Raw genomic sequence first — 25125 nt, forward strand, 5'->3', positions numbered from 1 at the left:
GCCGTTATCGGTTAAAGGCGACGATAAGACGTGAAATGCTCCGCGCGATATAAGAAACACATTCGTAATCTATTTGAATTTCCGGGCTTGATGAGACGCGATCTATTCGCGATTTTCTTAACTGTTCAGCATCTTTCGGGATATTATCGTGGTGTGAAGAAGCTTGTCGCGTATTGCGTAGGGAGTTGTGATGTTGCGGGCATTTGTGTTGGCGGCGATTGTTTTCGCTGCCGTTCCTTCGGTCGGGGTGCTCGCTGAGCCGTCGGGAACCGACGCTCCGGCAGCGAAGACCACCGAAACCCAGTCTGGCACGACGATGTTCTTCGGGGACGCGAGCAAAGCCGCCTCTCCTGAAGCCGCAAAGCAGCCGGCGCCTGTCGCTGCAAAGCCGCAGCCGTTGCTGCCGCCGACGCTGACCGCCTCGGTCGATCTCAATCGACAGACTATGACGGTTTCGGTCAATGGCGAGCAGCGCTTCACCTGGGCGATCTCATCAGGCACCGCGCAATTTCCTACTCCGACCGGAAACTTCCGCCCGGAATGGACCTCCAAGATGTGGTATTCGCGCAAGTACGATAATGCGCCGATGCCTCATGCCGTTTTCATAAATGGCGGCGTGGCCGTTCATGGCACGTCTCACGTCGGTTCGCTCGGCGCGCCGGCTTCTCACGGCTGCATCCGGCTTGCGCCTGGGAACGCGAAGACCTTTTACAATCTTGTCCAGCGCCACGGGCTGCAGCTGACGCGCGTCAGCGTTCACGGACGCCCGAACTGGCGTGATGGCGCCGTGGCGAGCCGCCGAGATCGGGAGCGCCGGGAGGTCGACGTTGCAAATAGCAATCAGGGCGGTTGGTTCTGGGGCAACAGCTGGGGAAGCGCCGATTCATCCTACGACGCGCCGCCCGTGAAAAAGAAAGACCATAAGGGATACGCCTACGTCTACATCGATGGCGTACCGACGAAGGTCTATCGGAAGAAGAATGGCGAGTACGTCTACAAAGCCCCGGCCCGGCCGAAAAAATATTACAACACGTACGGTTACGCCAATTGAGAGGCGATGCGACTTCTCTAAAAGAAAAGGCCCGGTGTTTCCGGGCCTTTTCTTTTGTGGACTTTAGAACGGGTTCCAAGTCGGCTTTTCGGTGAAGCCCAGGTATCCGACGTTGGCGCCGAGGCGCATGCCGACGCCGGAGCGGATCGGCGCCATGATGACTGGTCCGCCCTTGAGAACAGTCAGTCCAACGCCTCCGACGAAATATGCCGAACCGTCTATCCCCGTGAAGTTGCGATAGAGCGCAGCCGGATCGTCCATATTGTAAATGAGGAAAAGCGTCCTCGATCCGGAGGCGCCAAAGTCGGTGCCGAGCGAGGGGCCGTGCCAATAGACTTTTTTGACGCCGGGTTGCGAGCGCATGAACAAGTTGCCCTGACCAAAGCGGAGGCCGGCCAGGAATGCTCCACCGCCCTCTATTCCGAGCACGTAAGCTGTCGGGCGTCCGTATTGCTTGAAGGCATGCTCGATGACGCCCGCAAGGCTCGTCGACACCGTGCCGAAGAAGCCTCGCGTCGCGTCGCGGATTTCATCGATCGTATAGCCGCCTTCCGCCGGAGGTAGCGGCGCCGGGGGCGGGAACGGCAATCCTTCATTCGGCTGGGTCATGGCGACGACCGGCGGCCCGCTCGCATCATTGTGCTTCGTGCTCGCGGTCCAGCCTTCTGACGGCGCTGGAGCTGCTTTCGCTGCGACTTCAGGCGGCGGGCTCTTTTTGGCTTTTGGCGCAGCACTCGGAGCCGGATTTTGCGGCGTATTCTGAGCCGGCTTCGAAGGCGCGGCAGGCACGGCCGAGGCGACGGGCTTTTGGGGTTGGGCGTTACGTTGGGCCTCGGTGATCTTCTCATCGAGGCGCTTCAGCATGTAGTCGGACTTGCTCTTGATGACCGTATTCAGCTCGTCGGCGGCGGCGTGCAATTCCTGCAGCTTCGCGCAATCGGGCTGTACGCCCTCCGGCACGCGGCCGAGCGAATCCACGCGCAGCAACAGCGCGCTGCTCTTCTGGTCGAGGTCATCGAGCGTTGTGTCCTGGATCGCGTCCAGCGCCACGTTTTCGTAATCGGTATCGCTGAGGTTGAGAGCGGCCCGATAGCGTTGCATCCGTTCTTGAAGTTTGGGCTGCGCCTCAAGCGTCAGCGTTCTGAGGCTCGCTCCCGATTGGTCAATTGCGGCCGCGAAATCCTTCGTGGTGCAGGGCTCGGCAGCCGCAGCCTGTCCGGCGACAGCCAGCGAGGCGGCAAGAGCAAAGAGAGCTGGCAACAATCGCATAAGTCAGAAACTCCGGTGGTGTTGCCGTGCGGCGCACTCAAGGCGACTAGCGCGAGCGGGACGAGTGCTGCAGGCTTCCTCTAACGTCGTGGCAGAGATTTGGCGGCGAGACGCGCCATAAAGCGAGGGGTGTCGACGACAATTCGCGTGTGCACACCGGATCCAATCTGTTCGACGCCGTCGCTGGCAGAGACATCGAAGGTCAGCTTGCGTCCGTCGACTGCTTTCAAGGTTGCCTTCGCGGTAACGGTGAAGCCGATCGGGGTGGGTGCAGAATGGGTTACGTTCAGATGGACGCCCAGGCTCTGGTGATCATCCGGCAGATGCCCGTCGAGACAGTCGACGGCTGCTGCCTCCATCAAGGCAATGAGCATCGGACTTGCGAAGACGGGGACGTCACCGCTGCCGACCTTCGTTGCGAGGCGCTCTTCCGTGACAAGGGCGCTTGCCGATCCTTCAAGGCCCACTTTCAACAATGATAAATCAGCCATTTCAGCCCGCTCCTATTCACCCCGCAGGCCATAAGGCGCGAAATCTGCCAGATCAATAGGGAGGATGAGTGACAGGCTATATGCGACGTTAACCTCGTTTGGCCGATGCGGTGCACAACGCTCCCTCGCCCGATCAAGATGCGGCGGTGACTAGAAGGGTTTTGCCTGACCTCAGGGGAGACGCGTGCTTCACCGCTTTCGCTGGTTCGTGATCGCATTTTCGATGGTGCTGGCTCTCGCGCCATTCGCCGGCATTGCCGGGGCCGCTCTCCTCGCGCTGGTCGCCCGATGCGAGATCAATGACGCTGTGAGAAACGCTTGCTTTGCGTTCGGTGTCGACCTTGGCCCGTGGTTGTCCAGCCTGTCGATGACTGGGGCGCTCGGCAATATCACGCTTCCGGCTTTAGCCGCCGTTCTGATGTTATGGGCCGTTGTCGAGAGCGCATGCGTTCTTTTCCGGCGATAGCCTATCAAGGCCGGGAAAATTCCAACAATCCCGGGAAGGCCGTGCCCTTGGGGCCGATCTCCGTCAAGGCTGCTGCGCAGCTTTCATCGATGATGACCTTGCACTGGTTCGGATCTTCCTCGCGAACGCAATGTTTAACCCTGATCCAGGCGTCGTAGATCTTCTTTTGCTGCGCCTTGAATTCCTCGAGTTCGGCGTCCGCATAGAGGGCGGGGAGCGCCGACGCTTTGTCGGTTACCTTTGCACCCGTGCAGAGTTCAGAGGCGCCCAACGCCTGACCGTAGCGGGACCCGGTGTCTCGCGGCGTCAAGCGGGCGGTAGCAACGGCTGCGCGGGTGGTGCCCACGATGTCCTCCGGAGGCTCGGCGGCAGCCGCTTCCCAGCACATGCTCCCCCAGACCATGCTCGCCGCTATCGCACCGATTAGAGATCCCAGGCCCTTTTGACGCCCAAGGGACATCGCTTCCTCCACGTCAATTGTATCGGCAAGTTGATGGTGTTCCGCACCTGATCCGCATCCCGGCATGGGAACGGTTTGGCACAGGCTCGACCAGTTTCCCTTTGTCCGAAAATGAGGGCTACGCCTATACTTTTTAGTAAGTAGACCCGAATCCGCATTTCCGCAGTATCGCCGAATGCTTATATCGTGGCCGGGCATGCGAAAGCGCAACACCTGTCTTTGTCTTTGCTGCTGGGCGGGGATATAGTTTTTTGCGGGCCGGCTTCTTCATCGCGCCGTCCAAGGAGAATTCAGATGACGTCACGCTTTCTGGTTTCGGCAGCAGTGTTCGCGGCGTTCGTCGCCGTGGGCGCGAGCCCGAGCTTTGCACTATCGACCAAAGAATGCAGCGTGAAGTACCAGGCAGCGAAGTCTGCCGGCACTTTGAACGGCGAGACCTGGAGCGAATTCCGCAAGAAGGAATGCGCCGCGGCTGACGCGGCTGCTCCGGCAACGACCGAGGAAAAGCCCGCAGCCAAAACCGAGACGACTGCACCGGCCGCAGGCGGCGCTGCTGTCTTCCCCAAGGCAATCGACACAAAGTATTCCAAGGAAACGGCGGGCAAGGCCCGTATGCACACCTGCCTCGATCAATACAGGGCCAACAAGGCGAACAACGGCAATGGTGGGCTCAAGTGGATCCAGAAGGGCGGCGGCTATTACAGCCAGTGCAACGCGTCGCTGAAGAAGTAATCAACGCCGCAGCTTCTGTTGACGAACAATTCTCCTGAAACGGCAACGGCGAGATCAAATCTCGCCGTTTTTGTTTTCTGACGATTGTGCGGCCGGTCTCAGCGCTTCGTGAGGCGGTCGCGCTGCCAAGTGAGAAACATCACGGTGACGAGGGCCGTCAGAAACATCGTTCCCAGGATTGCCGGCTGACGCATGAACGCGCGCCAGACATCGAACCCTTCGAGCCATCCGCCCCGGTTCGTCAGCACGTTGTTCAATACCAGAATGGCGAACGCGACCAGCGATGTCAGTCCCGTTGCAATGACGGCTTCAACGAGCCTTTTCGTCATTCGAGGTACGGATATCGAATTGCGTCCAATCGCGAGTTGGGTCCGGTCCGACATTATGTGCTCCTCTTGAGTTTCGGCGAAGGGGCACGGCGTTCGCCACGGAGCCCCGGATTTATTCTCCCTATTTACCAGATTCGCTCCCTCAACGTGGCATAGGCGAGGCATTTACCGATGTTCCACGGCGGTGGGCTTATGCCAATCCTGATGTTTTCATCCCCTGTAACGTCCCGGCGAAACGAATTGCTCACCATGTTTCGGCTTGCGGCAGCGGGGCTTGCGGCGGTCGCGCTAGATTCATTGTGATGCTCGCGACGAGGGGCATTTTCGCTGATAAACAACCAGGTGAATGGGTGAGCTATGAGGACCGCTGTTCGTATCGCGACCGCGTTGGTGCTTCCGGTACTGCTTTCGAATGCCGCCGCGAGCGGGGATTCGATATTTGACGTCGAGCACGCACGTGCGGAGTACCGCTCCGGTCGACTGACGCCTGAAAATGCGGATCTCATGGACCGGTGGGGTTGGCCGAGCGGCTGTTATTCGCGCCCCTGTTTCGCGACACCGCCTCCGGACAGACCTTTCTACGTTCGCCGCCCGGATTGGCGAGCCCGCCGGTAACGGCGGCCAACGTCCAAGCGTATGCACTTGAAGGTCAACAGTGGTTGGACGATATAGGCGCATGGACAAGAAAACGATGCCGATGGACGAGTCTGAGTGGCGGAAGCGATTGTCTCCCGAGCAGTATCGGGTGCTGCGCGAAAAGGGTACGGAGCCGCCATTCACAGGCGAGTATCTGGAAGTCGACAGCGACGGCACGTTTACGTGCGCGGCGTGCGGCAACTCGCTGTTTTCGTCGGACGCGAAATTCGATTCAGGCACGGGTTGGCCGTCGTTCGACGAGGCGCTTCCGGGCGCGGTCGAATATCATACCGACTCCACTCACGGCATGGTTCGTACCGAGATCACATGTGCGCGTTGCGGCTCGCATCTCGGCCACGTTTTTGACGACGGCCCGACCGAGAGCGGCAAGCGCTATTGCATCAACTCCGTCTGCCTCAATCTCGACGAGGCCGGCGACGGCAGCGCCGGTGGAACCGAAGCGACGGGAAAGAAGTAAAACGCGCGGGCATTTCTTCCGCTTGTGCGTGTTCCCGCTTACGCGTGCGTGTCGTCGTGTTCGTGCCGGCGAACTTTCCTTATCGCCCGGATCCAGAGAACCAAATAAGCGACCATCAGTATCAAGAAGGGCGTGGCTATCAGTCCGTCGAGATCCGGACTGGCTTCTGGGATGAACCCGAAATTCATAGCAAGCTTTGTGAGATTGGCGCCGCATAGCGCCACGAGCATGACGTTTCCTGTGGGACCAAGGTACTTCTCGGCGCGGTAGTACGTTCTCAGCCGAGTGTTTTCGGGCGGCGCCGAGCCGGTCGCCAGCGAGTAAAGCGCGAGCGGCAACAGGACGAATGAAAACGAATAAAGCGCGACTTCGAAGTTGCTGAGCATCGGGTAATCTCCTGACCGCCACGGCAGCAGCCTCAGCTGCGCGCAAGCGGTTATGGGCGGAGGACCATTATCTGCCTGTTCCTCGAGGAACGACCGATAGCGTTCGGGATCAGGCGCGAGGCTTTCCAGCTTTGCCTGATGGCGAGACCAACTCTTGAAAGGCCATTGCCGCAGCCGGGGCGCGGACTTTGCCTTCGTGAATGAAGTAGACGAAGACGTCGCGCGATTTCTGCGGGGGCTTGTTCTTCGGATCGATCGTCGGAATATCTTGCGGCACGCTGCCGGATGCCCAAACCTTCGCGCGTTCGGCCCACTCGCCGAGCGCCTTCGGCTTGTATGCCGTCGGGATCGTGTCATTGCCTTTCTGTAGCCGCGCGTAAACAAAATCGGCCGTGACGTCGGCGATCGCGGGGTAAGTCGCGTGATCGGCGAAGACGATGGCGACGGATTTCTTCCGCGCGAGTTCTATGAATTCGGGCGTGCAGAACGAAGGGTGGCGCGGTTCGACCGCATGTCTCAACTTGAGCCCGCCGATCTTCGCTGGCAAGAGATCGAGGAAAGCGCCGAAGTCCGCTTCGTCGAACTTTTTTGTTGGCGCGAATTGCCAGAGCAGGGGCCCGAGCTTCGCTCCGAGTTCGGTTATGCCGGAATCGATGAAACGCGAGATCGACTCCCCCGCCTCCGCCAGGACGCGGCGGTTCGTCGTGTAACGGGGGCCCTTCAAGGAAAAGACAAAATTATCGGGACTTTCCTTGTACCAGCTTGCGAACGTCGCCGGTTTTTGCGTGCGATAGTAGGTGCCGTTGACCTCAATCGTGGCGAGATGGTGGCTGGCGTATGGCAGCTCTTTTGAATGTGGAAGGCCGTCAGGGTAGAACACGCCGCGCCACCGTTCGAATGTCCATCCGCCGATACCGGCGCGGATACTGGCGCGAATACTGGCGGTTGCGCTTTTACGGGGCATCGAGCGAGGCCCGTGCCGTTTTCTCGATGTAAGGAACGTCAATCATCGGGTCCAGCGAATCGCCTAGTTTGGATGGAACGGTTTTTCCCGCGACCTCGGGGCGCATCAAAGATAATCGCGGATATGCCATCTCGGCGTTTTTCCGCCGATCAATTATCATTCCTGGTTCGGGCCGGGGCAAGAAGAGTTTGCTACCGTTGGGATCAAACTTAGAAACATGACTGCCGAGGATGTGGCGCAAACGGCTGGTCTTTCTGTTGCGGGCTTCACGCGCTGGGGCACGGGCACGTCGAATCGCGAGCGCAATTTCTACATCGCGCTGGTTTGCGCTCTGATCTTTCACGCTTCGTTTTTCATCAGCGCCGTCCACAATGGCAATGCCAAGCGTCTGGGCAGCGAAAAAGGCGCCGACGATGCAATCAGCGTTTCGCTGGTGACGGAAGCCGATCTCAAGAGCCGCGCGATGGCCGACGAGCCGGTGACGCCGCCTCCCGGGCCGCAGGCACCCACGCAGGAAGCTCAGCCACCGCCGCAGCCGGTTCCAACTCCAAAGCCGGAAGAAGCCAAGCAAGAGCCTCAGCCTGAACCTCCCCCTCCGCCGCAAAAGCAGGAGAAGCCGCAGCCTGAGACGCCTCCGGATGTGCCGGAGGAGGTTGCGGAGCCGGACCCGGTGAAGCCCACTGAGGAGGCGGCGGCCAAGCCGGAAGAAGTCAGTCCCGATAGCATCCCTCCGGAGCTCTTCTCGCTGGAGACGGAAGATCCTTCGAAGGCGCATAGCAACGATAAGCCGACGCCGAAGCCGGAGGCTAAGCCCGAAACCAAGCCCGAGACCAAAAAGCCGACGCCCAACAAATCGGCGTCCAAACCGCCCGTGAAGCCACAAAAGAAGAACCTCGCGGCTCTCGATCTTTCGACACCGATGGCGCCGTCATTCGGGGGCGGGGGCGGAGCCGCATTCCAGCGGCCGCCCGGCATCACGCGATCGGGCCTCAATGATGCGTTTGCCCGGGCAGTTATCCGCGCGTTGCAACAGACGATGCCGCAGCTCACAGGGGCGCTCGGCCGCGTGACGGTCAGGATTCTGCTTTCGGAAAGCGGGAACGTGGTCGAGGTGAAGCTGCTGTCCGGCGCGAAGGATCCGTCGCTCAGCCAGGACGTCGTGTTCGCCGCGAAGCAGACGAGCTATCCGATACCGCCTGCCGGTTCCAATCTCGCCGACCGCACGTTCATGGTCACGTATATCTACGACTGAGATCGTTCATTCGTCGTGCGGTTTGACGACGAAGCACGGGGCGCCGTTCGCGCTTCCGGTCATGCGCTGCAATAAGAATTGATCAGCGAAGATATTCCGTCGGGAAGCTTGCGTTCTCTGCGTGCGTGGCCGACGAAACGGCCAATCCGACAATCGTCAAAATGAGGAGAGCAAGGAGGAAGATAGCGTCGGTCTTTTCCGTCATGATCGCTCCAAATCGTTCATCGATGCAGCGAATAATCCGCCGTCGATCCAACTTGTGCGTGACCTCGAAAAGTTTCTTCAGACGTTGAGACAAGGGTAAGTTCGACTCAGGCTTGGTCTCAATAGTCAAAGTGAAGCAGCGTCGACGATACGCTCAACGCGTGGCGCCGGCGCTGCACTATGCGATTTCAAAATGCGATTAGCGCTGCGGGGCGTCTTGAGAAACCGATGCTGGTCCACCGAGCTTCATCGGTGTGTATTCCGGCGTCTCGCGACGGCAGGCTCCAAGCATCAACGCGGCAATGCATATTCCAAGAGCGGCGACTTTCATTGGTCTTCTCCCGGTGTGCTGACTGCGGTGGGTAGGTGAATGAATGCAGTCGACTAACGTCTAGTCGATTAAGGTTGTTCCCAGGTTACCAAGTGCGCTGAATAACCGGCGTCCGCCTTCTCTCGACCATGCTCCAGCCATTGTGGCTCGGTTTAATCCGATCCGTTCTCATCGTCGCGAGTGCTCTGCATGTCAGTGCTTCTTCGCCATCCCGCCTTCATTCTATCTGTTCTCGGATTGTTGTCCGGGCTGACCGGCAGCCAGCTGATCGGTGGCAACTACGGCGCGGCTCCGCACCCCGGCATCTACCTCGTTCTCACCGGACTGTGGTTCGGCCTGGTCGTGGGTTTTGGCGTCTGGCGCTTTAGCACGGCATCCGTCGCCGGCGCGCTCACTGTCGTCCTGGCAACGTGGATCGCGTGGGAAGCGGCGGTCAACGTCGCCATCCAGATCGACGGGCCGTTGTTCGAGGCGACGGGGCCCAGTGCGCTGAAGTCCTATGTTGCGGGCTTCGTCGCGGGTGCTGTCGGCGCCGGGATCACCTGGACCGGAGCAGCATTCCACGTGCCTTCGCTAAGAACCAAGCTCGCATTCCTCAGCACTGTCGCGGCGGGTGCTGTTCTCGGCTTGTTGTTGCCGATGACGAATACATATGACAGCGGCGCGGTCTTATTGGTCCCATGGCAGACCGCGGTCGCGGGATTGCTTGGTCTCAATATGCTACCTTTGGGTGGCCGGAGCCGGGGCTCACCCGCGGTATTTGCTTCCGACGGCTGACCTAGCCGGGAGGGTGTTCAATGTTTGCTCGGATGACGTGCGCCGCATTGATTGCGGGAATTCTGATCGCGCCGGTCGTGTCTGCTACTGCGGCCTACGCCGATGCCGTCTCGGAAGAATCCGCCGGATCAATTGAAGAGCTCCTGAAGTCGGGCTGGGAGATCGCGGGCTACGCGAGCAATTTCGACAACCGGTCGACCTTCATTCTGTTCAAGAAGCCCAACGAAAATTACCTCGTCCAATGCCTCGCCGGGTACGACGTCACGCGATCGCCCCGCGTATTCCATAACTGCTACCGGTTGCGGTGAGGGCGGCTTCGGCGTAAGTCGCTGCGGGGTCTTGGGCGTGGGGAATGACAGCAAAAGCAAGCCGCGTAGCGTGGGCGATTGTCGGCATGCTGTGGGCTGTCGCGCTGCTCAATTATCTCGACCGGCAGCTCGTCGTGACGATGCCCGGTCCGATCAAGGCCGATCTTCGGCTGGGTGACGAGAAATTCGGCCTGCTGTCGTCCGTCTTTCTCTGGGTCTACGGAATCTTTTCGCCTGTCGCGGGCTATGTCGCCGACCGGGTCGGGAAGAAGCCCGTTATTTTGGCCAGTCTCGTTGTCTGGTCGGTCGCCACGGTTGCCAGCGGGCTCGTCAGTTCATTCGAAGGCATGCTTCTAGCGCGCGCGACGCTTGGGGTCAGCGAAGCCTTCTACATGCCTGCCGCCGTGGCGTTGATCGTCGAATATCACCGCGGACCGACACGCAGCCGGGCAACGGGTTTGCATCTCAGCGGGGTGTACGCGGGATCGGTGCTCGGGGGCCTTGGCGGCTTCATGGCGGAAGCGTTCGGCTGGCGCGCGGTCTTTCTCGTTATCGGAGCCATCGGCGTCGCGTACGCGCTTTTGCTGACGATCATTTTCCCGGCTTCGTCCGACGGCGCGCAGTCGACGGCGCCTGAGGATGTGGACGTTCCTTCGAAGGGCGGCGCCGCGTTCTCGACGCTGCTGTCGACGCCGGGTTTTCTGCTGCTCCTTGCGATGAACGTGCTCGATGGCGCCGCTTATTGGCCGGTACGGAATTGGCTTGCAGAATTCTTCCGCGCGGAACTCGGTGTCGAACCGGCGTGGGCGGGCGTTTATGGTCCGATGACGTTCAACGGCGCGGCGTTCTTTGGAATGCTGATTGCGAGCAATCTTTCCGACTGGTGGGCGGGTCGGAATGTGCGGGCACGTGCACTTGTCCCGGCCATCGGATTTATCATTGCGGCGCCCTTCCTCTTTTTGATGGGAGCCGTCGAATATGTTCCTGTCATTCTCGCCTGCATCGTCGTCGCGGGCATGTCGCAAGGGTTTCTCGATGCGAACCTGATGCCGGCCGTGTGCACGGTCGTCGATTTTCGCTTTCGAGCCACGGCGTACGGGCTTTTGAACTTCGCCGGGACGACTGCGGGCGGTGTCATGACGTACGTCGGGGGCCGGTTGAAGGAGCAGCAGGTTCCGTTCAGCGCAACGTTTCAGTATGCGAGCGGGATGATCCTGGTAGCGGGTCTTTTACTTTTGATGGTCAAGCCGGCAGGGCGGCGGCAGCAATCCTCCGGCACCGCGGTTGATGAAGCCGTGGCTCGCTAGGACCTTAAGCTTCGCGCAAGCATTATTCCAAAAATACCCTGCGGTTGCGGCGATGTAATCTGAACAGCGATAAGTGGAAAGCGGCCGCGGCAGTTGGAGCGGAACGCGGTGTTGGCTTTCTCAACGTATTGAAAGACATCATAAGTTTCTGGCGCCATCGGCGGGGCCAGTTCTGAACCGGCTTCAGCTAAGTTCCGATATTTCGTAAATGAGGCCGCTTGGCGCTCGCCGGCTTCCAGGCTTAGCTCTTCTGTGTACCTCCTATTAATGCGCCGGTCTTACCGTTGGTTTTGCTCATGCTGATGAGCCGGGCAGAGTTTTGCGTGTGGTGGACCGAGTGACGGGCGATTCTATCCCTGCCGGCATCGACTCGACGATCGTCGAGCGGACGATTGACTCTGGCTTCCCGTTGTTGATGTTCCCCCGGCGGCTCGAGACCGCATTCGAACGCGAAGGCGCCGCCGAGCGGTGCCGGAAACTCGCTATCGGCGGCTTGTTCGGCATCGTACTTTACAATCTGTTTTTGATATCGGACCGGCTGACGGTGCCCGATACTTTTCAAATAGCGGTGTGGGTGCGTCTCGGGGTCGTTACGCCGATTGCATTGCTCATAATCGCGGCTCTCTACCTCAATCCACCCGTCGCCGTGCGCGAATTGCTCGTGGTGGGAGGCGCCGTCATCCTTGGAGCGGGGAGCAACTTCTATTTGATGCAGGTCGCGCACGGTCAGCACCACGACGCTCAGCACCAAGTCATCATCCTGATCCTGCTTTTCGTGACGATGGTTGAGCGGGTTCGCTTCTGGTACGCGGTCGCGGCGTGTCTCGGGTGTTTCGCAATCCACGCCGCCGCCTTGGCGATGCTTCCCGCCTACCCCCTGGAATATCAGATCTCGTCGAATGCCGTTTTCGGCTGTGCCGTCGTCCTGTCGATCTTCGCCTCGTACGTGCTCGAACGTGAAATGCGGATGAACTTTCTTCTGTCTCTGCGCGGACGTCTGCAGCGCCGCGATCTCGACCTCGAGACCCGTCGCGATCCGTTGACCGGTCTTCGCAACCGCCGCTCGCTCGACGAAGTGATAGAGGCTTGCAACCAGAGCAAGGCTGCCGGGCAGGAACTCGCCATCGTGCTGGTCGACATCGACCGCTTCAAGTCATTCAACGACACCGCAGGTCATCAGGCAGGGGATGTTTGCCTGAAGCGCGTCGCCGGCATCATTCAGAGTGAGCTTCGCGATTACGTCGATGCGGCGTTCCGGTTCGGCGGGGAAGAATTCATTCTCGTTCTGCGCGGGATAGATCTTGCCACAGCCGTCCGAATTTCGGAGCGCATCAGGCGCGCGATCGAAGACGCCGCAATTCCGCATCCTGCGCTGCCATTGGGCGAAGTCGTGACCGTGAGCATGGGCGCCGCGTCCGCCTTTGTCAGCCGCGAGATCCGAGTTGGCGTTATCATTGCCGCTGCAGACACGGCGCTATATGCGGCGAAGCGCAACGGGCGCAATCAGGTTTCGCCACGTCTGCCGAGCGCAGACATCGTCGAGATGCCGGATCGCAAACTTCGTTCGAAGTGAAATTCTCCTTGTGCCGATAAGTCCAGGCCGCGCGCATTTGCATCGAATTGAATTCGAAGAGACTGCCTACTCCAATGCGCGATAGCTAACCGGCGTGTGCTGCCTTCGCGGCGTCATGCTAAACTTCCATGCATGCATATGCGCATTCTTCATGCATCAGCCGTTTTCTAACATGCGTGTGACGCGTGCGATTTTCTTCACATCCCTCTTGCCATGTTGCGTTTCTGTTTGTCGCTATTGACCGCGGAACAACGTCACGTCATTTGCGTTGCCTCTGGGGAATAGTTTTGAAGGAAGATCGAAGATGCAGAGGCTCGCAATTTTTGCGGCGGTGACGCTTGCTTTGTCGTCCGGTTGTGCTTTCGCGGTGAGCCAAGCTGTCAAGGATGCGTGTAGTTCCGACTACGCAGCCTATTGCAGCCAGAACAAAGTCGGCTCGGAAGCCGCGAGACAGTGCATGCGCGAACATCGCAAAATGCTGACCGAGAGTTGCATTCATGCGCTCGGTAAGTCGAGCGAAGTCACGCAGGCCGACATCGAGCTTTACAAGCGCGAGCACCAATAGTTAGCTGGTTCGAAGATATTCGACGACCGCCGCCTGCTGTCAGCGGGCGGCGGGTTGCTGTGTCCGGATCACCAGCGGACCTTATTCAGAGAAAAAAACCGGTTGAAGATTTTACGCACGAGCGTGCTTGGCAGTTTGCCACGCGCGAAGTGCATGAATTTCGCCGTCGGCCCGACCGGATAGCGAAACTTGGGCCGCGGGGTCTCAAGAGCATTGGCGACAGCTTTGGCGACCTCTACCGGGTCCCGTGCAGATTTTGCGACATATGCATCAACCGTAACCTCGAGATGGTGCAGCATGGGAAAGTAGGGGCTCGTCTTTGGCAAGATGCGCGGCGAACTTTCCCAGATGCTCGTTTTGTACGCTCCGGGCTCGATCAATATAATATCGATATTGAAGTTCTCGACCTCGTAGGCGAGGGACTCCGCCCATCCTTCTATCGCCCATTTGGATGCCGTGTATGGTGAGTTGGCTGGCATGCCAGCGAAGGCAGCTTCGCTCGAGATAATGGCGATCCGCCCGTGCCGCTGAGCGCGGAACGCCGGGAGCAAGCGTTTCGTCAGCGCCAGTACTCCGAAATAATTGACCTCCATCACGTGGCGCACGTGCTGTTCGTCCAAATCCTCGAACACGCCGCCGACCGCGACGCCGGCGTTATGGACGACGGCATCGAGCGTGCGATCAGGGAGGCCGAGGCTCGCGACCGCGCGGTCGATGGACTGCGGATCGGTTACGTCGAGCTGCTCTATCCGGACGTTAGCGCTCGCACCCGCGGCAGCCAGCGCACGGTCGAGCTCGTTGCGTTTCGTGAGGTCGCGCATGGTGGCGACGACGTCCCAACCGCGTTTTGCAAGCTCGACAACCGTCACCAGACCGAAGCCGGACGACGTTCCGGTGACGAGAACTGTTGGCATGATCGAAAGACCTCTCGCGGGTTAGTGTCGTCCAAGAGATTACGTCAGCAACGGGTCGGGGGCGAGGTCGCGCTGTTACCTGGGGAACAGAGGCCCGCGTCGCACACGTGCTTAAGTCTGGCTCACTGGCTTCCGCGTCGCGGTGTCGGTCGCGAAACGCCTTGACTGTGGACCCGCCGGCTCACAGGTTGGGTGTGAAGCGGCCGACTCCCCGGCGCGATGGCTGGCCCCAGTCGCCGGCCTTAGTCGAGAAAGGTGACGCGGCCGGTTGCGATGTCGTGCATCGCGGAGACGATTTTCAACTCTTTTGCGGCGACGAGATCAGCGAGGACGCTGCCCTTTTTCGTGAGATTTTCGGCTCCGAGCTTGGCGTTCGAGACGGCCACGCGCTGGACGAAATCATCGTTCTTCGCCGTGTGTTCCCCCGGCGCATCGTTGTTGGCTTCAACTGCGGGAGCGATCTTTGCGAGCAGCTCCGTCAACATCCCAAGTTTGGCGCCGTCGATCGCGCCTTTGACGGCGCCGCATTCGCTGTGGCCGAGCACAACAATCAGTTTGGCGCCTGCGAGCTTGGTCGCGAACTCCGAGCTGCCGATGATATCGTCGTTGACGACATTGCCGGCGACGCGGGCGCTGAAAATGTCGCCTATGCGCTGATCGAACACGAGTTCAGGGGGTACGCGGGAATCGATGCATCCGATCACGATGGACGCCGGGTATTGCCCGGTTGCCGTGGCGTGTACTTGCTTCATGAGATTGCAATTCAGCGTCTTCCCGGAGACGAAGCGCTGGTTTCCCGCTTTCAGCCCCGCCAAGGCTTCATCAGGCGTGATCGCCGCCTGGCGGGCTTTCGTAAACGCCTCGCACTGCCCCGCCGCGAAGGCCCGGTCGAGTGTAAGCAGGCTCGCAGCGATAGCTCCGCTGCGGCAGAACTGGCGACGTGAAAACATGGCATCCCCCTTGGTTCGAAGAGGAATCAGCCCGCATAAGCTTGAACGGTGCGCCGCTGCCCCGAAGCACTGTATGCACCAGTTCGCGGCGGCAGGTGAGTTCTTTTTGTCAGATTGAGCTTAAGTGCCAACCGGTTTGGTCGAGCCGGCCGCCGGCTGGCGCCGCTATAGCAATCGCAGCGGGTCCGTGTGACGGCGCGATTTGCCTTCGAAGAACGAGCCGTTTTCCAGCAATAGCCTCTTGTGCACGATGTCAGCGTTGACCGAGCAGGCGGCCTTGAGCGTCAGCAGGTTTGCGAAAATCTCGCCCGTGACCTCGCCCATTACGGTCACCTCCTCGGATTTGATCGTTCCTTCGATCACGCCGCGTTCTGTGACAATGAGCGAGAGGCAATTAACGTCGCCGAGGACGGTCCCATCGATGACGACGGGTCCCGGGTAATCTACGCCGCCTTCAATCGTCGCGGTGCGTGGGATGGAAAGCGTGCGGCCGATGTTTCCCGGCTTTCGCTCGTTCATTGATATCGCCCCATTAGCTGATCACGTTTTCCGCACGGGCACTTTTGGAAAGATTGGTGGCGAATTTCGGGCCTGACTGAACGATGTGACGTCTCGCCTCAAATTGTTTTCGCGGCCGCTTGCAACTCCGCTTGCGCGCTCGCAGCCAATCGTATTAGCAACCGCCCGGAAACCGGCACTAAAAGGAGTCTTGATAGTCATGGCGGACAACACCAATACGAACGCGGCAATCGCGGATCTGAAGCGCGAGATCGCCGAGCTCTCGGGGCTGTCGCTCGCCACGGGCGTCATCCTCACGCAGCTCCTGCAGAAAATCGCCAGCCGCGAGATGAACCCACAGGCATCCGCCACCACGATCGTGGCCAACGCGCGCGCGGCAATCGAGGGCTTCACCTCGAAAGCGGGGTCAGATCCTGTGATGAAAGCGCGGGCGCTCGACGCGGTGAAGCAATACGAGGAGCAGATCCGCTCGGTGCTTCGGGATTAGAAATTTTGGTGGCGCGCGGCGGCCCGGTTCTCTGTCGCGTTTCGCGACCGTCGCTGGCCGCGCGCTAGGCCTCGTGGGGTCTGATCCGCTTTAGGAATTCCCATACCGGCAGAGCGGTCAGGCCGCCGACGAATCCTCCGATGTAGCTCGGCAACGGGAAGTTGAGAATGGCGAGCCACACGCGGCCGGCAATCCAACTCACGAACAGCATTGCAATGACGGTGATGAGAAGCCGCTGCCAGAAGGGGAGGTGGAACATGGCGTGGGTCCGAGATGGCTGAGGAAATATTGCAAGGCGGCCCGTCGATGCGCAACGGCGGGACATTTCTATCTTAGATCGGGACATTTGTCCGCGTTCGGCTGGTTATCTTCGTTTAGCACGCGCCCTGTCGTTCACATACTTCGCGTATATTTCGCATAGAGCGTCTTCATCACCTCCAGCGTGGCGGGATCGGCTCTGGGACCGGCGATATTTGTCGCCACAACAATCGCCAAGTCACGATCGACATCAACAATGACGGACGCGAAGTTCATGCCGTTCGAGCCGTTGTGCGTCAGCAGTGGTTTATCTGACCAGTCGAACTTCGACAGACCCCAGCCGAGTGCGTAGGATCCGGTCTTCGGTGTACCGGGCTTCGGGTTCTTGATCTCCATGTCAACGACCGGCTGATGGATGCGCTTCAGCGTCTCCGGCTTGACGAGCGCCGGTCCGCGCTTGCCTTCGCCTGCGTTCCATCCGGCCCAGGTCGCGAAATCCTTGATGCTCATGTGCGCGAGCCCGGCGGGGCCGAGGGAACTTGGAAGATCCGCCGGTTGGCCCCAGGGGAATGGGGTCACCTTGCCCTTGTAGTCGACGCGGTGGCCGACCGGAGCGTCGTACTCGCCGAACGTCGCTTGCGCGCCAAGGCCCGCGGTCTTGAGGTCGAGCGGCATATAAATACGCTCGAACATCAGCCGCTCCCAAGGCTTGCCGGAAGCCTTCTCGATCATAGCGCCGGCGATGACATAGCCGAGGTTCGCGTACTGAAATTTGCCCGAATTTCCAAAGCTCGGATCGTGCTTCGAGCCCCAGTCCTTGATCATTCGCAAACGCCAATCGGTGAGCGAGTGGTCGTGCGCGTCCGCGTCGAAGTAGAGCCTGCCGATCTCGTCGTTGTCAGCTGCCACGCCGCCCGTGTGCGAGAGAAGTTGGCCGAGCGTGATGGCGCCAAATTTTGGCCGGAGACCGGGGATGACGGGGCCCAGCACCTCGCTGACGGTCGAGTCCCAGCGAAGCTTGCCTTCATCGACCAGCATGCCCGCGAGCGTCGCCGTCATCGCCTTGGTGTCGGAGCCAAGATGGAAGCGGTCGTCGACCGTCACCGGCGCGTCCCTGCCCGAAACGCGGACGCCGACCGCGCCGGCCGCGACGATCTTTCCGTCCTTGACCACCGCGGCTGCGAGGGCCGGCAGCTGATATTTGGTGCGGATGGGATCGAGGATCGTGTTGAGGTTCTCTTCGGCGAGCGCGGGTGCCGTGGAATTCAAGCCGACGAGCATTGCGAGGACGGTGAAAATGACGCGCATGAAACACCCGTTTTTTGTGACGATAGCTCGGAATGCTACACGCTGTCCCGGCCGACGGCCGGTCCGATCGGGGTTTGGTTTAGCGCCGGTTAAAACGACATCGTTCGAGGGTATCTGAAACGCGAGGAATGCCAGAAACGGCCTTGGATATGCGACGGGGTCTTATATGGATTGTCCAAGATCAATATGTGTCGGGCGCGACGCGGTTAGGGTCACCTCGACAAAGGGCAACGCAACCTGACAGAGGGAAAACAGGGGGCAGGCATGGGAAATCTTCGCAATTGTATCCTGATCACCGTAATGGCGCTCGGCACGCTCGCCGCGGTATCGCCAGGCTTTGCCGCGCCGCCGGATGATGATGATGACGCTGCCGCAAAAGGCCTGGCGATCCTCGAGAAGAATTGCGCGCGATGCCACGCGCTCGGACTGACGGGTGCCAGTCCGCATCCGCAGGCGCCGCCGTTCCGCGACGTCGTCGAGCGCTATCCGGTCGAAGACCTCGAGGAATCGCTCGCCGAGGGGATCGTCTCCGGGCATCCGGACATGCCGGAATTCACCTTCGAGGCGGATGAGGTCAATGCGATCGTGACTTACCTCAACAGCCTGAAGGCGAAAGAGAACGCCAAATAGCGCGTTACCCTCAGGAGTTTCCCTTAGGCGCGGCGCAGGGACGGCCAGGCGACGATCGCGAAAAGGATCATCGACGCCAACAGTCCGGTGGAGCCTGCCGCAGCGAAGGGCTGGCCCGCTTCGGTGCGTCCCATGAAGATCTGGACGAGGCCGACGAGCATGACCAGCAGGCTCGCTTCTGCCAGCCAGAAATGGGCGGCTGCGAGGCGGCTCTTAGCTGCGGCGGGGAAGAGATGATAGAAAAATCCGAATAGCGCGAAGCTGACCCAGCCCACGACGAGAATGTGCGCGTGCGTCGGCATTTGAGAATGGTCTTCCGTCATGCCCATCACGAGGCCGAGCGTCATGCCGAGCACGGCGTAAATCAGCGCGGATGCGAAGAAGCGGCCTGCTAATCCGGTCATTGTTGTTCTCCCCCTAAGTCTGTCTTTTCCGCCAGTAGTGCCCAAATGCCATTGCGGAAACGGTTGGCGACGACATTTTCAGCCGCCTGCTTAGCCGTGGCTGATAGATACGACAAGGAGTTCAGTGATGATATGGAATTGGCGGCTTTTGGCGGGTGCCCTGTTGATCGTCATGTTAGTTGCACCCGCCGCGCAGGCGGCGACGGGTGCAAGCGCGGCGCGCGCTGCGCGCGCTAAGGCGTATCAGCACCGGTACCGTCACCCCGCGGAGCGTTTCAGTGGCCAGCACGAGACCTGGCGCGGCGGCGACCGTGATTTCGAGTATCGCCGGGCCCGTCGCCATGCCGCCGAACGCGGCTACAGATAGTACGTCGACAGATATAGCGCTTTTCAATGAAATGGCGGCGAGGTTCCGAGCGGGGTGGCGATTGCTCCGCCGGTAATTTCTCGCGCAAATGCGGGGGCATAGTCATTCCGCATCGCTGGTGTGTCTTTCCGCCGCCCGAGTGGCTGGAACAGGGGCGGGCGCATCGCGTTGCCAACAGTATGCGCGGGCATGTCAACGCCTGCTTAACCGAACAGTCGGAGAGACACAGTGAGCGCAATGACGAAACGGAATTGGACAGCTGCGGCAGCGGCCGCATTGATGGTGGCATTCGTTGCCCCTATGGCGCAGGCGGACTCGATCGCAGGCGTCGAAGGTGCGCGTGCGAAGGAGCGCCAGGGCAGATATTTGAACCGGCAGGATCGCGAGCAGCTGCGCCGCTACGGCGGCAACGATGATTCCTGGCGCGGCTATCGCGGTTACGACTACAGCTACGGCTACGATGGTCCGGGCGTCAGCGTGTACGTTGGTCCGCGCGGATATTACGGACCGTACGACTACTAATTGCATCGAAATTGAATTGATCTAGGCGGCGGACTTCTGGTCCGCCGCTTTTCTTTTGTTTGCGCGACGGCCCGTCCGTTTGGTTGGAACGGTCGCGAGGCGTTCGAGTTGGCAACGCTATCAAGAGCACACATGCGCAGGCACTCCGGCCTGACAAAACGTGGCCGGCCACGCGATAAGGAGTTCAGTGATGAAACGGAATTGGACAGCTGCTGCGGGCGCCGCGTTGATCTTGGCATCGTTCTTCGCTCCGACGGTTCAAGCGGATACGATTGCCAGTGTCGAGGCGGCTCGCGCAAAGGCGCGAACGGGATCGCCTTTGTCGCCGCGCGATCGCGCGATGCTGCGCAGATGGGGCACGAGCAGCGGCCATGACCTTCAGAGCGGCCGCAGCCATCGCCATATCCAGAACGGCGGGTATTAATTCGCGAATTGCCTCGCGACGGCGTCGCGGTCGATGAGGGAGCGGACTTCGCTGATACGGCCGTCGCGCAGGCGGTAGAAGACGTGCTCGGAGAATGAGATTTTCCGGCCGTTAGGCTTCAGGCCCAGGAATTCCTTTTCCGGCGTGCAGTTGAAGTCGAGCTTGCAAGCTATGTCGTCGCCGTCGACGACGAGCAGGTCGACGTGGAAGTGCAGGTCGGGGATCGCGTCGTGGTCATTCGCGATCATGTTCTGGTAGTCCTCGCGCGTCAGCCTGCGGCCGTTGTAGGTCAGCTCGTCGTTGAGGTAGGGCGCAAGCTCGCGGAAGCGGCCGGTGTTGAGCGCATCGATGTACTTGCGGTAGTGCTCACTGGTCTCGGCTGGGGACATCAAGTGTTCCTTTCGTTCGCGCCCTTCAGCAATGGCATCAGCCGCGCCGGGCGGCTTCGATGGCGGCGACGTCGATTTTCCGCATGGTCATCATGGCTTCGAAGGCGCGCTTTGCTTCGTCGCCGCCGACTGCCAGCGCCTCGGTCAACACGCGCGGCGTGATCTGCCAGTTGACGCCCCATTTATCGCTACACCACCCGCACGCGTTCTCCTTACCGCCCGTGCCGACGATGGCATTCCAATAGCGGTCGGTTTCCTCCTGATCGTCGGTCGCGATCTGAAACGAGAACGCTATGTTGTGCTTTATCTCCGGGCCGCCGTTGAGGCCCATGCACGGGATGCCGGCAACGGTGAATTCCACCACCAGCGGGTCGCCCTTCTTGCCCGACGGGTAATCGCTTGGCGCGCGGGTGATGGCGCCGACCGTGCTGTCTGGGAACGTCGCCGCGTAGAAGCGGGCGGCGGCTTCGGCGTCCTTGTCGTACCAGACGCAAATTGTGTTTTTGGGCTTGGTCATGCGTTTATCCTCCCTGAAGACGTCTCTATTTGCGCAAGCGCTTGGTTTTCTTAAGACGGTCTCACCCGGCCGGTTCCGACATTTTATTTGGCGCAACCGACTCGCGTTCCGCGAGCCGGCCGGTTGCGCGTGGCTTGTGGGTTCGTTCGTGTTCAGATGCGAAGAACGACGCAATAGGCGTGTGCTGGCGGCCGGCTCCCCGGAGGGGAGTCGCCAGCACCAACAGATAAGCACGAAGCGGACGGGTTCCGCGGCGTAGGGTCTTCGCAAGGTTCGTTTCGGAACCGGTCCGCTCCGTGACAGCCAAAGAACAGGGTTCCGGCAGGTCACTTAAGGAAGCGGGATGGTCCGCACACGGTTTCTCTCATGCCGTGCGGGCCTGCCTTCCGCCTTGTCCGCATCGCGCGCGTGACGCGAGCGGGTGAGGCTGCCCCATCCGAACGCCACGCGACGCCTCGCGCGATGCCCTTGCCGGATGGGTGAGGGGATTATGTGGGAGAGTGAGAGAGCGGGGATAAGATTTTTTTTGGGGGGAGGTAGAAGGTGCTGGGTGCAAATAGAGAGCGCGGGGTTAAGTGGTCCGCTTCGGGCCAGAGCGCCCGATGCATCATTTCGGATAGTGGCCGGCATAACTGCGAGGCTCGCGCCGCAAGAACAGATTCAAAACGAGGGCACGGTCTAGTGCCGGGTTCAGAAGCAAAGCCAGGGGCCTAAGCAGGCCGCGGGCGTCCCGCCCTTACAGGCCATCTGCGAGGAGTAACACTCAATCATCGCCGAGCCTGAATTGCAGGTGGTTTTCACTGGCCCCTTCGGTATAAGCCCTTTCCCGGCGATCGTATTCTTAAGTGCGTTGTGGGAGAACAGCACCGCCAAATCGTGGGTGAAGTTATCGCCAATGGCTGCGACCTTGGTACATTCGGCCGCCTGAGCCGTCGCCGAAAGTGCGAACGCCATAATCGCGGCCACGAAGCCTGACTTGAAAACCTGCATTGCAACCCCCCGGTGCGGACAAATCTACTCGAACGCTAGTCGAGTGCTTGGCAGTTGCCAAGTAAAGGACCGTTGCCGGCACAGATATTTTCCGCACTGCGATTTATGGGGCGCACCGCATGCCATCGATGCGTGTTCGATTTGGGTCAGAAGCAGACAAGTAAGGGCTCGCGGGTGAGGCTGCCCCATCCGAGCGCCGCGCACGCGCGGATGCGTGTGGGCATCTGAAGCGCCTTCAGAGAATCCTCGCGCGATGCCCTTGCCGGATGGGTGAGGGGATTATGAGGTGTGTACGGAGGGCGGGGATAAGATTTTTGAGTGTGATAGCGTTTGTAGGGAGCCGCGCGGCGAACGCAACTGAAGTCTGAATTCGCGCCATAGCTCTCAGCGAGACGCCGCAATTTCCTTGCTAACGAGCATCAGAAAATTATTTAAGCCGTCCGGTATTCGGGACCTAGTCGCAAGCGAACGCATGCTGAGCTGCTGTGTTGAAAAGCGAAGTCGAACAGACTTCCCGAATATTTGATTTGTCCCTTCGGATCTTTCCTTGGCTAATAGATCGATCCATTTCAAAAAAAACGCTAGAATAAATTTTCCTCTATGCCGTGAAGGTGGGTCCAATCTATTGAACAATGGATCCAATTTACTCCGTTCTTCGGCGTCGGGCTCACGATTAAGCGGGATAAGGCCCTTTAAGGCGTCGGAATTTGCAACCGTCTTAGCAGATTTAAGCTCTGTGACGACGTATTTTGACAACTGATTATCGATTCCGCTGCCCGAAACCCCAATTGAAAGATGACGTGCGTAGAAAATACGCCTATTTGCCGCCGTCATTGCTTCAAAAAAACTCTGCATGGCGACCGAGAAGGTAGAAATTGCCTTGTCTATTTGTTCACCGGCACATTTGAATTCATCTAAAAGAATGCTTTCCAAGACGCTTTGCGATGCTAGGTAATTTTCAACGGAGTACATGCTGGTCATAAAAATTTCGGGAGATTGTTCGAATCCTTTCAAATCATCAAAGTCCCGATCGACGAAAAAATATATCCCGGTGCTGAGGAAGGTTTCTTGCGGTGCAATTTTTGATCTAAAAGTAAGTATTTGATCTTTCCCGTTTGCCGTCAAAGGCTCGAAAGAGATTGAATCGTCGCATCTCGAAATCCAAACACTATAAGGTCCGATGTCTTCGGATCCTTCGAAGACAAAGATCGGTTTCGTCTTTTCACGCGACCGAACACCAAGTATTTCCGCTTTCAATACCGCAGGGCTCTTCCTGCTCTGCCTCAAAGCTGAGACCAAGGACGACATTCAGTTGCCCATTTTCTCTTTTTTGACTTTTGTCACGTCTAGCGGACTCGCACACGCATCTAATTCGTTTTCAAAAACAAAGGGAGAATGTGTAATCGCTAACAGCTGGAGGCAAGTCGGCGAGTGAACAACGTCTGGTAATAGCCGTCTCTGCCATTCTATTGACAATGACAGCTCTGGTTCATCGATCAGAACGATTTTCTTTTTTTGACTGAGGTAAAGATGAGCAAATAAAGAAATGACCTGCTTCTCTCCTGAGGATAAATCGTCGAGCCGGATTTCTGATTCTGTCCACACGTTGATGACTTTAACTTTCATCTGAGTTGAATCGTATTGAAGCAGCTTCTGGTCACCAGAGTGGCTGAGATATTCGTTCGAAATCTGAACGAATTTTTCTATGTCCGATTCGAGCTCTTTAGTTTGGTTCACCACCTTCGCGAGTCTGGTCAGGAAATAACGCAAGGGTTCGTTGCCAAAGTTATTTATTTGGTCGCTGTTATAAAGCTCCGCAATAGCCTCGAGTCGCTGCTCTGCGTCGTTTGGTGACTGCTCGATTCGAGAGAAAAATAATCGCAGCGAATCAATTTCTGGAAGAGGTTCATTCTGCGCGCCAGGAACTGCAAAGCGTCCTGCGAGCAAATCATCGATAATAGCCGCGCTAATTTCGCGGTAACCGATATTGGACCTACGTTGAATGTATTCGGTAAGATGGGCTAATCTGTCTTCGACGTCAGCTAGGCCATAGTTGATGCCCGACGTAGACAGAGGTTGTTCAAATGGTTCCTCTGGAAAAGATCTCCTACGCAAGCGTTGTAGGCGGGCGCGGTGGCGACGATTCTCGCTTTTGGATCGAGAAAGTTCTACACGGCGATATGTGGGTAAATACAGTATTTCAGTCGATCCCAAGACGGTTTTGAGCGTGGAACTGACGCTCTTTGCTTCATCCGATTGTTCAACATTGAGGTTCGTTTGAAGCCGATGAATACGATCTATTGTCTCGTCAGATGACCACGGCGAATTTGCCCATACTCGCTGAAGAATTGGCACTTCACGAAAATCTTGGTCTTGATATTGAAGGATGGCGTCGCGCACGTCGGCTACATCCGCGTCTGCATACCCCGCAAATTCTCGAAGTTCGTTTTGGGCTTCATCGCTGATTGTTTGTAATTGATTTCGATGAAGTATCAGCGGGCCCGATAATCCCGCGAGTTCACATTCCACTCGATCGAATTGAAGATTGGAAAGTTTGGTGAAATTTCGGGAGAGAAATGCGTCTAGAGATGACAGAAATATCGTTTTTCCAGCGCCATTTTCGGCGATTACGATTTTTGCTTTGCTCTGAAAATCGAGCCGGATGTTTTTGTATCCGTGAAGTCCAATGAGTTGAAAGCTAATGAGGGGTTCAGCTCCATTTGCCACAGACATCCTCCCTCAAATGCTAAGCAATATGACTTTGCGAAGAACTAACATCATAAGATGGAACATATTGCAACCACAGATGGAGTCGTGAGAACGCTGGACAGAGGATTAATTAGCGATGGATCTTTTCGATGATCCCA

34 protein-coding genes are annotated in these 25125 nt (G+C 58.6%); 15 read left to right on the plus strand and 19 right to left on the minus strand.

Annotation, left to right across the window (positions count from 1 at the left end; all coding sequences use genetic code 11):
• Positions 1 to 190 precede the first annotated feature (190 nt).
• Positions 191 to 1051, plus strand: coding sequence for a L,D-transpeptidase (locus AC1DK3_RS13885; protein WP_477192768.1), 861 nt, complete (start codon positions 191 to 193; stop codon positions 1049 to 1051).
• A 63-nt stretch (positions 1052 to 1114) separates the two neighbouring features.
• Here AC1DK3_RS13885 and AC1DK3_RS13890 read toward each other — a convergent pair whose 3' ends face one another.
• Together AC1DK3_RS13890 and AC1DK3_RS13895 are read right to left on the minus strand one after the other, a co-directional pair.
• Positions 1115 to 2320, minus strand: coding sequence for an EipA family protein (locus AC1DK3_RS13890; protein WP_477192769.1), 1206 nt, complete (start codon positions 2318 to 2320; stop codon positions 1115 to 1117).
• A gap of 80 nt (positions 2321 to 2400) precedes the next feature.
• The gene (locus tag AC1DK3_RS13895; protein ID WP_092865173.1) at positions 2401 to 2811 is read right to left on the minus strand and encodes a thioesterase family protein; all 411 of its coding nucleotides are present in this window, start codon (positions 2809 to 2811) and stop codon (positions 2401 to 2403) included.
• A gap of 184 nt (positions 2812 to 2995) precedes the next feature.
• On the opposite strand from AC1DK3_RS13895, the gene AC1DK3_RS13900 reads away from it, so the two are divergent.
• Positions 2996 to 3277, plus strand: coding sequence for a hypothetical protein (locus tag AC1DK3_RS13900; RefSeq protein WP_477192770.1), 282 nt, complete (start codon positions 2996 to 2998; stop codon positions 3275 to 3277).
• 4 nt (positions 3278 to 3281) lie between these two features.
• On the opposite strand, the gene AC1DK3_RS13905 is transcribed toward AC1DK3_RS13900, so the two are convergent.
• Positions 3282 to 3737: a hypothetical protein gene (locus tag AC1DK3_RS13905; RefSeq protein WP_477192771.1), complete on the minus strand. Its 456-nt coding sequence runs from the start codon at positions 3735 to 3737 to the stop codon at positions 3282 to 3284.
• Between the two features lie 294 nt (positions 3738 to 4031).
• On the opposite strand from AC1DK3_RS13905, the gene AC1DK3_RS13910 reads away from it, so the two are divergent.
• On the plus strand, positions 4032 to 4469 hold the full coding sequence (locus tag AC1DK3_RS13910; RefSeq protein ID WP_477192772.1) for a hypothetical protein: 438 nt from the start codon (positions 4032 to 4034) through the stop codon (positions 4467 to 4469).
• 98 nt (positions 4470 to 4567) lie between these two features.
• Here AC1DK3_RS13910 and AC1DK3_RS13915 read toward each other — a convergent pair whose 3' ends face one another.
• A complete protein-coding gene (locus AC1DK3_RS13915) occupies positions 4568 to 4852 on the minus strand; it encodes a hypothetical protein (RefSeq protein ID WP_092865184.1) in 285 nt (94 codons plus the stop codon).
• A gap of 622 nt (positions 4853 to 5474) precedes the next feature.
• On the opposite strand from AC1DK3_RS13915, the gene msrB reads away from it, so the two are divergent.
• Positions 5475 to 5912, plus strand: coding sequence for a peptide-methionine (R)-S-oxide reductase MsrB (gene msrB, locus AC1DK3_RS13920; RefSeq protein ID WP_477192773.1), 438 nt, complete (start codon positions 5475 to 5477; stop codon positions 5910 to 5912).
• A gap of 38 nt (positions 5913 to 5950) precedes the next feature.
• Here msrB and AC1DK3_RS13925 read toward each other — a convergent pair whose 3' ends face one another.
• Together AC1DK3_RS13925 and AC1DK3_RS13930 are read right to left on the minus strand one after the other, a co-directional pair.
• Positions 5951 to 6298: a hypothetical protein gene (locus AC1DK3_RS13925; protein WP_477192774.1), complete on the minus strand. Its 348-nt coding sequence runs from the start codon at positions 6296 to 6298 to the stop codon at positions 5951 to 5953.
• Positions 6299 to 6407: 109 nt separating this feature from the next.
• Positions 6408 to 7262 carry a DUF72 domain-containing protein gene (locus tag AC1DK3_RS13930; protein ID WP_477192775.1) on the minus strand — a complete coding sequence of 285 codons (855 nt, stop codon included), beginning with the start codon at positions 7260 to 7262 and terminating at the stop codon, positions 6408 to 6410.
• A 217-nt stretch (positions 7263 to 7479) separates the two neighbouring features.
• Between AC1DK3_RS13930 and AC1DK3_RS13935 the strand changes: the two genes are divergently transcribed.
• The gene (locus tag AC1DK3_RS13935; protein WP_477192776.1) at positions 7480 to 8514 is read left to right on the plus strand and encodes an energy transducer TonB family protein; all 1035 of its coding nucleotides are present in this window, start codon (positions 7480 to 7482) and stop codon (positions 8512 to 8514) included.
• Between the two features lie 82 nt (positions 8515 to 8596).
• Here AC1DK3_RS13935 and AC1DK3_RS13940 read toward each other — a convergent pair whose 3' ends face one another.
• Both AC1DK3_RS13940 and AC1DK3_RS13945 read right to left on the minus strand, forming a co-directional pair.
• Complete coding sequence (locus AC1DK3_RS13940; protein WP_477192777.1) at positions 8597 to 8719, minus strand: hypothetical protein; 123 nt, start codon at positions 8717 to 8719, stop codon at positions 8597 to 8599.
• 198 nt (positions 8720 to 8917) lie between these two features.
• On the minus strand, positions 8918 to 9049 hold the full coding sequence (locus AC1DK3_RS13945; protein ID WP_280140530.1) for a hypothetical protein: 132 nt from the start codon (positions 9047 to 9049) through the stop codon (positions 8918 to 8920).
• A gap of 189 nt (positions 9050 to 9238) precedes the next feature.
• On the opposite strand from AC1DK3_RS13945, the gene AC1DK3_RS13950 reads away from it, so the two are divergent.
• The 5 genes from AC1DK3_RS13950 to AC1DK3_RS13970 all read left to right on the plus strand — a co-directional run bounded on the left by AC1DK3_RS13950 (position 9239) and on the right by AC1DK3_RS13970 (position 13579).
• On the plus strand, positions 9239 to 9826 hold the full coding sequence (locus AC1DK3_RS13950) for a hypothetical protein (protein ID WP_477192778.1): 588 nt from the start codon (positions 9239 to 9241) through the stop codon (positions 9824 to 9826).
• Positions 9827 to 9846: 20 nt separating this feature from the next.
• Positions 9847 to 10134, plus strand: coding sequence for a hypothetical protein (locus tag AC1DK3_RS13955; RefSeq protein WP_477192779.1), 288 nt, complete (start codon positions 9847 to 9849; stop codon positions 10132 to 10134).
• 44 nt (positions 10135 to 10178) lie between these two features.
• Entirely contained in the window at positions 10179 to 11441 is a 1263-nt protein-coding gene (locus AC1DK3_RS13960) for an MFS transporter (protein WP_477192780.1), read from the plus strand.
• A gap of 337 nt (positions 11442 to 11778) precedes the next feature.
• Complete coding sequence (locus tag AC1DK3_RS13965; RefSeq protein ID WP_477192781.1) at positions 11779 to 13014, plus strand: GGDEF domain-containing protein; 1236 nt, start codon at positions 11779 to 11781, stop codon at positions 13012 to 13014.
• Positions 13015 to 13318: 304 nt separating this feature from the next.
• Positions 13319 to 13579 carry a hypothetical protein gene (locus AC1DK3_RS13970; protein WP_477192782.1) on the plus strand — a complete coding sequence of 87 codons (261 nt, stop codon included), beginning with the start codon at positions 13319 to 13321 and terminating at the stop codon, positions 13577 to 13579.
• A gap of 68 nt (positions 13580 to 13647) precedes the next feature.
• On the opposite strand, the gene AC1DK3_RS13975 is transcribed toward AC1DK3_RS13970, so the two are convergent.
• The 3 genes from AC1DK3_RS13975 to AC1DK3_RS13985 all read right to left on the minus strand — a co-directional run bounded on the left by AC1DK3_RS13975 (position 13648) and on the right by AC1DK3_RS13985 (position 15962).
• Positions 13648 to 14493 carry an SDR family NAD(P)-dependent oxidoreductase gene (locus AC1DK3_RS13975; protein WP_477192783.1) on the minus strand — a complete coding sequence of 282 codons (846 nt, stop codon included), beginning with the start codon at positions 14491 to 14493 and terminating at the stop codon, positions 13648 to 13650.
• A gap of 242 nt (positions 14494 to 14735) precedes the next feature.
• Positions 14736 to 15443, minus strand: a complete 708-nt coding sequence (locus tag AC1DK3_RS13980; protein ID WP_477192784.1) for a carbonic anhydrase family protein — start codon at positions 15441 to 15443, stop codon at positions 14736 to 14738.
• A gap of 165 nt (positions 15444 to 15608) precedes the next feature.
• Entirely contained in the window at positions 15609 to 15962 is a 354-nt protein-coding gene (locus tag AC1DK3_RS13985) for a bactofilin family protein (RefSeq protein ID WP_477192785.1), read from the minus strand.
• Positions 15963 to 16161: 199 nt separating this feature from the next.
• Between AC1DK3_RS13985 and AC1DK3_RS13990 the strand changes: the two genes are divergently transcribed.
• A complete protein-coding gene (locus tag AC1DK3_RS13990) occupies positions 16162 to 16449 on the plus strand; it encodes a hypothetical protein (RefSeq protein ID WP_477192786.1) in 288 nt (95 codons plus the stop codon).
• A 64-nt stretch (positions 16450 to 16513) separates the two neighbouring features.
• Here AC1DK3_RS13990 and AC1DK3_RS13995 read toward each other — a convergent pair whose 3' ends face one another.
• On the minus strand, positions 16514 to 16708 hold the full coding sequence (locus AC1DK3_RS13995) for a hypothetical protein (protein WP_477192787.1): 195 nt from the start codon (positions 16706 to 16708) through the stop codon (positions 16514 to 16516).
• 134 nt (positions 16709 to 16842) lie between these two features.
• The gene (locus AC1DK3_RS14000; protein ID WP_477192788.1) at positions 16843 to 18015 is read right to left on the minus strand and encodes a serine hydrolase domain-containing protein; all 1173 of its coding nucleotides are present in this window, start codon (positions 18013 to 18015) and stop codon (positions 16843 to 16845) included.
• Between the two features lie 264 nt (positions 18016 to 18279).
• Between AC1DK3_RS14000 and AC1DK3_RS14005 the strand changes: the two genes are divergently transcribed.
• The gene (locus AC1DK3_RS14005) at positions 18280 to 18645 is read left to right on the plus strand and encodes a c-type cytochrome (RefSeq protein ID WP_477192789.1); all 366 of its coding nucleotides are present in this window, start codon (positions 18280 to 18282) and stop codon (positions 18643 to 18645) included.
• A gap of 23 nt (positions 18646 to 18668) precedes the next feature.
• Here the strand turns inward: AC1DK3_RS14005 and AC1DK3_RS14010 are convergent, their stop codons facing one another.
• Positions 18669 to 19049: a hypothetical protein gene (locus tag AC1DK3_RS14010; protein WP_477192790.1), complete on the minus strand. Its 381-nt coding sequence runs from the start codon at positions 19047 to 19049 to the stop codon at positions 18669 to 18671.
• A 127-nt stretch (positions 19050 to 19176) separates the two neighbouring features.
• Between AC1DK3_RS14010 and AC1DK3_RS14015 the strand changes: the two genes are divergently transcribed.
• The 3 genes from AC1DK3_RS14015 (at position 19177) to AC1DK3_RS14025 (ending at position 20362) form a co-directional block, all read left to right on the plus strand.
• On the plus strand, positions 19177 to 19416 hold the full coding sequence (locus AC1DK3_RS14015; RefSeq protein WP_477192791.1) for a hypothetical protein: 240 nt from the start codon (positions 19177 to 19179) through the stop codon (positions 19414 to 19416).
• Between the two features lie 237 nt (positions 19417 to 19653).
• Complete coding sequence (locus tag AC1DK3_RS14020; protein ID WP_477192922.1) at positions 19654 to 19938, plus strand: hypothetical protein; 285 nt, start codon at positions 19654 to 19656, stop codon at positions 19936 to 19938.
• A 190-nt stretch (positions 19939 to 20128) separates the two neighbouring features.
• On the plus strand, positions 20129 to 20362 hold the full coding sequence (locus AC1DK3_RS14025; protein ID WP_477192792.1) for a hypothetical protein: 234 nt from the start codon (positions 20129 to 20131) through the stop codon (positions 20360 to 20362).
• Here AC1DK3_RS14025 and AC1DK3_RS14030 read toward each other — a convergent pair.
• From AC1DK3_RS14030 to AC1DK3_RS14050, 5 genes are all read right to left on the minus strand, one after another.
• On the minus strand, positions 20359 to 20751 hold the full coding sequence (locus tag AC1DK3_RS14030) for an ester cyclase (RefSeq protein WP_477192793.1): 393 nt from the start codon (positions 20749 to 20751) through the stop codon (positions 20359 to 20361). The genes AC1DK3_RS14025 and AC1DK3_RS14030 overlap by 4 nt on opposite strands.
• Before the next feature lie 37 nt (positions 20752 to 20788).
• A complete protein-coding gene (locus AC1DK3_RS14035; protein WP_477192794.1) occupies positions 20789 to 21268 on the minus strand; it encodes a VOC family protein in 480 nt (159 codons plus the stop codon).
• Between the two features lie 690 nt (positions 21269 to 21958).
• A complete protein-coding gene (locus AC1DK3_RS14040; RefSeq protein ID WP_477192795.1) occupies positions 21959 to 22258 on the minus strand; it encodes a hypothetical protein in 300 nt (99 codons plus the stop codon).
• 384 nt (positions 22259 to 22642) lie between these two features.
• Positions 22643 to 23515, minus strand: a complete 873-nt coding sequence (locus AC1DK3_RS14045; RefSeq protein WP_477192796.1) for a DUF4435 domain-containing protein — start codon at positions 23513 to 23515, stop codon at positions 22643 to 22645.
• A 51-nt stretch (positions 23516 to 23566) separates the two neighbouring features.
• Positions 23567 to 24985, minus strand: a complete 1419-nt coding sequence (locus AC1DK3_RS14050) for an AAA family ATPase (protein ID WP_477192797.1) — start codon at positions 24983 to 24985, stop codon at positions 23567 to 23569.
• Positions 24986 to 25125 lie beyond the last annotated feature (140 nt).

It is taken from the genome of Hyphomicrobium sp. 01T421, from assembly GCF_056398805.1.